Source organism: Streptomyces milbemycinicus, from assembly GCF_002154605.1.
Taxonomy (GTDB): domain Bacteria; phylum Actinomycetota; class Actinomycetes; order Streptomycetales; family Streptomycetaceae; genus Streptomyces; species Streptomyces milbemycinicus.
The window spans coordinates 1-5933 of record NZ_MUNE01000501.1; the positions used below are offsets into that span (position 1 = coordinate 1).

The window sequence follows — 5933 nt, forward strand, 5'->3', positions numbered from 1 at the left end:
CTCCCCCCACCTGCTCTCAGAAAAACGTTTGATGCAGCTCAAGCATTTTTTTAAGAGCAGGTGGGGGGAGGCCCCCAACCGGACCGCCGTCCACCGCTCCAAGCGACCGTCCGCCGCCATCCGCCGTCCCACCGCGCGCCGGCCGGTGAGGGCCCGTTGGGCTGGACGGCGACGATGCCCCCGGCGCCCTCTCTCCTTCCCGCTGTTGGCCGCTGTGCGCCGAAGGCGCGAGACGATGCCCGCACGCGGCGTCCGGACCATGCCGTCCAGCGGTCGCCGGCCCGTTCGTCGCGCTCGCGCGCCTCCGTCCAGCGCACCGCTGGACTGACCGGCTCGCCACCGCGCGGCAGCAGCTGCGGCGGAGCGCAGCGGAGCCTCTTTGAGCCCAGCCGCCTGCCGGGCCGAGGAACCGGGACAACGGGCACGCCCCGGGCCGAATCGCGACCGACCCCCTTACGCGGCCACCGGCGCGCGCTCGTCGAGCAGCCCCTCGCCCCGCAGATCGGCCCACACCCCGTCCGGGATCTCGGCCCCGAACGACTGGAGATTGCTCCGCGCCTCCTCGGCGGTACGCATGCCGACCACGATCCCCGCGACGACCGGATGCCGCAGCGGAAACGCCATCGCCACCTGCGGCAACGTCACTCCGTGCGCCTCGCAGACATCCGCGATGCGGTGCGTCCGGCCGAGCAGTTCCTGCGAGGCGGGCGCGTACTCGAAGTGCGCGCCTTCGGCGGGGCGCGGGGTGGCGAGCAGACCCGAGTTGAAGATCGACGCCGCGAGTACGGAGACGCCGCGCTCGGCGCACGCGGGCAGCAGGTCGTCGAGGGCGTTGTGCTGCAGGAGCGTGTAGTAGCCGGACAGCATCACCGCGTCCACGTCCGCCTCTTGGACCAGCTTGGTGAGCATGCCGGTGTGGTACATCCCCGCCCCGATGGCTCCTACGACACCCTCGGCGCGCAACTCGTCGAGGGCGGGATAGCCGGTGCGCAGGGCGTCCTCGAAGTGTTTCTCCGCGTCGTGGAGGAAGAGCATGTCGATGCGGTCGACGCCCATGCGGGTGAGGGAGTCCTCGACGCTGCGGCGTACACCGTCGCGCGAGAAGTCCCACACCCGGCGGTGCGTCGCGGGCACCTGAAACGCGTCGTCCATACGGCCCGCCGGGTCCTGCGGGACGAGCAGCCGGCCGACCTTCGTCGACAGCGTGAACTCGTCGCGCGGCTTGGTGCGGAGGAGGTCGCCCATCCGGCGCTCGGAGTGTCCGATGCCGTAGTGCGGCGAGGTGTCGAAGTACCGGATGCCAAGGTCCCACCCCGCGGCCAGCGCCCCCGCGGCGGTCTCGTCGTCCAGCGCCGCGAACAACCCACCCAGCGGCCCGCCCCCGAAGCCCAACTCCGTGACCTCTACCGTGCTGCGGCCGAGCCGGTTCTTTCTCATCCCGCGGTTCCTCCTCGTGTCACGGCGCCGACGGGCGGCAAGTTTGCCGTGGGGGTGGCGGGGCGCCAACTGGTTTTCGGGGCGGGATGCTTCAGGGCGTGAGGTGGTCGAAGGCGCCCGCCTTCGCCCCTGCTATGAAAGCCGCCAGCCCGGTCCGAGTCGTGGCCAGTACGACGTGGGGGTCGTCGCTCTCCCGTATGAGGGTGGCGTCGGCGCGCCGGGCGAGCTCTACGCAGTCCGGCCCTTGAGCGCCCGAGAATGATGACTTCCGCCACTGGATCGAAGTACTCATGACCATGCCTCTCACAGTTCCCGCGCGATGTGATGGATGAGCTGCCGCGATTCTTCCGTACCGAGAGCCACGCTCTCAGCTTGATCGAGCAGTTCGCGATGCCTCTCAAGCTCGGCCACGGCGTCCAGGAAGTGTCCCCCGACCGCGTTGTCCACCTGAACCGTGTCCAGTTGAGCAACTGGCGCCCCGGCGTACAAGATCGGGTTGGTGGTCTCGACGAAGTGTTCGTTCGTGAACGGGACGACGCGTACGGTAACCACTTCGCAGCCGGATCCCTCCATCAGACGCTCGAGCTGTGCGCGAGCCACTTTGCGCCCGCCGAACCGCATACGCAGCGCCGCCTCGTGGATTGTCGCCGTCAGCCGTACCGGCTCCTGACGTTCCAGGATGGTCTGTCGTCTCATTCGGTGCTCAACCCTCGCGTCGATCTCCTCCGCTGGTAGCGGGGGCAGGATCCCCTGAAAGAGAACACGCGCGTAGTCCTCGGTCTGCAACAGCCCGGGGATCACCATCGCCTGCATGGACCGGACGTACACCGCGTGGTGTTCCATCTCGGCCACATCCAGAAAGCCGGGTGCAAGGATTCCGCGGTACTCGTCCCACCAGAACTGGCCCCGCCGCTCGTCCGCGATGGCGCACAGCGCGTCGACCAGCAAGACGTCAGCGCACGCGTAGAAGGTGGCGAGCCGACGGATGCGCTCGTCGCTGATCCCGATCCGGCCCGCTTCGATGTTGCTCATCCTGGCCTGGTCGACGCCGAGCATCGCGGCGGCCTCCCGGGCGGTCCTGCCCGCTCGCTCCCGCATTCTCCGCAGCTCGGACCCGAGGCGCACCTGTCGAACCGTCGGATTGCCCCTTGGCGGCATGGCCGTCACAGTCCTTCCTTCTCCGCCACCCACATGAGTGAGACACGGAGGAAAACCTTGTACCGGTACAGCGTTTATCCATACCGTCTGTGATCGTACCGCTACTCAGACCACACTCGCGCGGCGCCGGAAGGGATCACCATGGCCGACCTGCCAACCCAACTACCCATCCACGCAACGGAACCGGCCCACCGCTACCGACTCCGCGCCCCCAACATCCCCGAAACCGCCAAAGTTGCACGCGAGATAATCGCGGGCCTCCTGACAGCCACCGGCCACCCCACCCTCGTCGAGACCGCCCGCCTCCTGGTCACCGAGGTCGTCGCGAACGTCCACCTCCATACCAAGGTGCCGCTGCTCTCCCTCGAAGCGACGATCCGGGGCCCTCAACTCCACGTATCCGTACGGGACGACGACCCGGGCGGCGCCCCCTGGCCGCCCGCACCCCGCACCCCCGAGGCGGAGGCCGACGCGGAACACGGGCGTGGCCTGCTGCTGGTCCAGGCGTTCGCGGACGCCTGGGGGACGGTGTGGCACGGCGGGCTGCGGCCCACCGGCAAGAGTGTGTGGTTCTCGCTGTCCGACGCTCCCGTAACGCGAACTGCCACGTGATCGACCCCGGCATCCGAACTGCCGGGGTCGATCACGTGTTCAGGGTAGTACGCACAGCTCAGAGCGGCTGCCCTGGCCGCGCGAGCCCTCACGCGCCGCTGACCGCCTTCACCGCTCCCCGAGGTCGGCCGTGCCTGGACGGGTGGCAGGAGCGGCGTTCGGGGAGGAGAGCCCTGCCGGACGGGGCCGCGCTCAAGGTGACGGTCTCGGTGGCGGTGAGGTCTTCGATACGGTCGGCGAACTCCGGTTCGGGCAGTGGCAGGTCCAGGTCGTCGATGAAGTCCACGGCCTGGGCGACGTAGTTGATGACCGCAGTGGTGGCGGCGGGGGCTACGGTGCCCTTCTTGAGACCGCGCAGGATGCGCAGGGCGGTGGCCATTTCGTGGTCGGTGGTGGCCGACTCCTCCTGCGGATCGGTCACGGGCGGTATGCCTCCGCCCGCCTGTTCGTGCCACCAGGCCAGCCACCAGTGGGCCTGGGCCTCCTCCCCGAGGGCCATGTGGTGGAGGTAGAGACAGTAGGCGGCGGCGGGGTCGCCGGCGCCGCTGGCGAACTGCCACCAGAACTGCGCGCTGTCTTCGTGGCCGGCGAGTTGCAGGACGCAGCCCAGCACGCGAGCGCCCGGCGGCTCCAGAATGTGGTGGGTGATGACTTCCTGTAGCTGCGCCAGAGCACCGTCACGCCCGATGATCGCCTCGCACAGGGTTCGCAGATCCCGGGCCATCCGCTCGTCCGTGCCCGGCACGTGACCGGCGGCGGCATCCCGGTCGTCGGCCGTCGCCGAGCGGTCCGGGGAGCCGTCGGCGAGGCGGACGGCGATGCGGGCCTCGGCGGCGGCGAGGTCGGGGGCAGGGGTGGGGTTGAGCAGGGCCCGCGCCAGGACGTGGTCAATGTGCGAGGTCATCGGCATTGCTTCCTTCGCTGGTCTCGAGGAGTTGCTGGAGGCGGCGACGGGCGTAGCGCGCGGTGGAGCGTACGCCCGCCTCGGTGATGCCGAGGTGAGTGGCGGTCTGGGCGACGGTGTAGCCACGGCAGTGGAGCAGGATGACCACGTCCTGCTGGCGTTCCGGCAGCTTCTTGATCGCCTGATAGAGGTTCAGGCTCTCCTCGAGCATCGCGATGGGGTCGATCGCGTCGCGCAGGGCGGCGGTTTCGAACGTCGCGTTGTCCACGAGGCAGGGGCCGCGCTTTCGCGCACGCGCCACGTCGATGGCGCGGTGCTTCATCACCTTCCAGGCATAGGCGGCGGGGTTCTCCATGGTCAGGACGCGGGCCCAGGAACGGGCGAGCTGTTCGAACGCCTCGTCGACGGCTTCCTCGGCGTCGGCGCGGTTACCGAGGTAGACCTCGGCCCGGTGGATGTAGGCGCCGCGGTGGAGCTGGTGGAAGGCGCGGAAATCCGGTGGGAGTTCGTCGGGCAGTCCGGTCATCGAGGTCACACTCCGCGGGCGGAGGTGGTCCCGTGTCACCGCTTCCCCTCCCTGTGCCCCTGGTGCAGTTCCGAGATGCCCACGCGGACCCCGACCGCGGCGACGCGGCGCAGCAGGGCCAGGACGTCGCTGCCGAAAACGCGCGTGACGAGCGCGGCAGTGACGAGATCCCCTATGAGTTGAAGATTCACGGACTTTCGCTGTCCTTCTGTCGGTCGTACGAGGCTGCCCCGTCCCCGCCCCGCGAGTGCGCCGTATTGCGCCCTCTGTTACGTCTAGCGCTCGCGAGCGTCCGAATGTGCATCAGACAATACGAAATTCTTACGGACTGCATCGATCCGGTTACCGACGGCCGGGTTCGCCACGCCGGGCCTTGCCGTCATCTGGGCGGCCGAGGGGGCTGAAGCCCCTCAGGCGCCGCCGGAGGCTCCCGCCGCGATCTGGCGGGCCATGATCGTCGTGAGCTCGTACGCCGTATGGGAGGCGGCCACGGACGTGATCTCCGCGTGGTCGTACGCGGGGGCGACCTCGACGACGTCCGCGGAGACCAGGTGGCAGGAGGACAGGCCGCGCAGGATCTCCAGGAGCTCGCGGGAGGTGAGGCCGCCCGCCTCGGGGGTGCCGGTGCCGGGGGCGTGGGCGGGGTCGAGGACGTCGATGTCGATGGAGATGTAGAGGGGTCGGTCGCCGATGCGCTCGCGCAGCTGCTGGGCGACCTCGTCCACGCCGCGCCGCATGACGTCGGCGGAGGTGACGATGCCGAAGCCCATCTTGGCGTCGTCGTCCAGGTCCTGCTTTCCGTAGAGCGGACCGCGTGTTCCGACGTGCGAGAGGGCGGAGGTGTCGAGGATGCCTTCCTCGACGGCCCGCCGGAAGGGCGTGCCGTGGGTGTACTCGGCGCCGAAGTACGTGTCCCAGGTGTCGAGGTGGGCGTCGAAGTGGAGCAGGGCGACCGGGCCGTGCTTACGGGCGACGGCGCGCAGCAGGGGCAGGGCGATGGTGTGGTCGCCGCCGAGGGTCATCAGGCGGGCGCCGGCGGTGAGCAGGTCGTCGGCGGCGGTCTGGATGGTCTCGACGGCCTCGTTGATGTTGAAGGGGTTCGCGGCGATGTCCCCGGCGTCGGCGACCTGGGCGAGGGCGAAAGGGGAGGCGTCCTGGGCCGGGTTGTAGGGGCGCAGCAGCCGGGACGCCTCGCGGATGGCGTTGCCGCCGAAGCGGGCGCCGGGGCGGTAGGAGACCCCGCTGTCGAAGGGCACGCCGACCACGGCGACGTCCGCCGCGCCGCCGACCTCGTCG

General features: G+C 69.7%; 8 protein-coding genes. 1 reads left to right on the forward strand and 7 read right to left on the reverse strand.

Going from position 1 to position 5933, the window contains the following annotated elements; translation table 11 throughout:
* Positions 1–453 precede the first annotated feature (453 nt).
* From CCN51_RS35440 to CCN51_RS35450, 3 genes are all read right to left on the reverse strand, one after another.
* Complete coding sequence (locus CCN51_RS35440) at positions 454–1437, reverse strand: aldo/keto reductase (RefSeq protein WP_014179507.1); 984 nt, start codon at positions 1435–1437, stop codon at positions 454–456.
* Positions 1438–1528: 91 nt separating this feature from the next.
* Positions 1529–1729, reverse strand: a complete 201-nt coding sequence (locus tag CCN51_RS35445) for a DUF397 domain-containing protein (RefSeq protein WP_106436704.1) — start codon at positions 1727–1729, stop codon at positions 1529–1531.
* Positions 1730–1740: 11 nt separating this feature from the next.
* The gene (locus tag CCN51_RS35450) at positions 1741–2595 is read right to left on the reverse strand and encodes a helix-turn-helix domain-containing protein (RefSeq protein ID WP_014179505.1); all 855 of its coding nucleotides are present in this window, start codon (positions 2593–2595) and stop codon (positions 1741–1743) included.
* Positions 2596–2736: 141 nt separating this feature from the next.
* Here CCN51_RS35450 and CCN51_RS35455 point away from each other — a divergent pair, with 141 nt between their 5' ends.
* Positions 2737–3207, forward strand: coding sequence for an ATP-binding protein (locus CCN51_RS35455; protein ID WP_014179504.1), 471 nt, complete (start codon positions 2737–2739; stop codon positions 3205–3207).
* 88 nt (positions 3208–3295) lie between these two features.
* Here CCN51_RS35455 and CCN51_RS35460 read toward each other — a convergent pair whose 3' ends face one another.
* The 4 genes from CCN51_RS35460 to speB all read right to left on the reverse strand — a co-directional run.
* Entirely contained in the window at positions 3296–4111 is an 816-nt protein-coding gene (locus CCN51_RS35460; RefSeq protein ID WP_014179503.1) for a hypothetical protein, read from the reverse strand.
* A complete protein-coding gene (locus CCN51_RS35465) occupies positions 4095–4637 on the reverse strand; it encodes a sigma-70 family RNA polymerase sigma factor (RefSeq protein WP_014179502.1) in 543 nt (180 codons plus the stop codon). The genes CCN51_RS35460 and CCN51_RS35465 overlap by 17 nt, the downstream gene beginning before the upstream one ends.
* Before the next feature lie 35 nt (positions 4638–4672).
* Positions 4673–4828: a hypothetical protein gene (locus CCN51_RS56070; RefSeq protein WP_014179501.1), complete on the reverse strand. Its 156-nt coding sequence runs from the start codon at positions 4826–4828 to the stop codon at positions 4673–4675.
* Positions 4829–5047: 219 nt separating this feature from the next.
* Positions 5048–5933: agmatinase (speB, locus tag CCN51_RS35470; RefSeq protein WP_086860525.1), on the reverse strand; the 886-nt coding region annotated here is incomplete at its 5' end.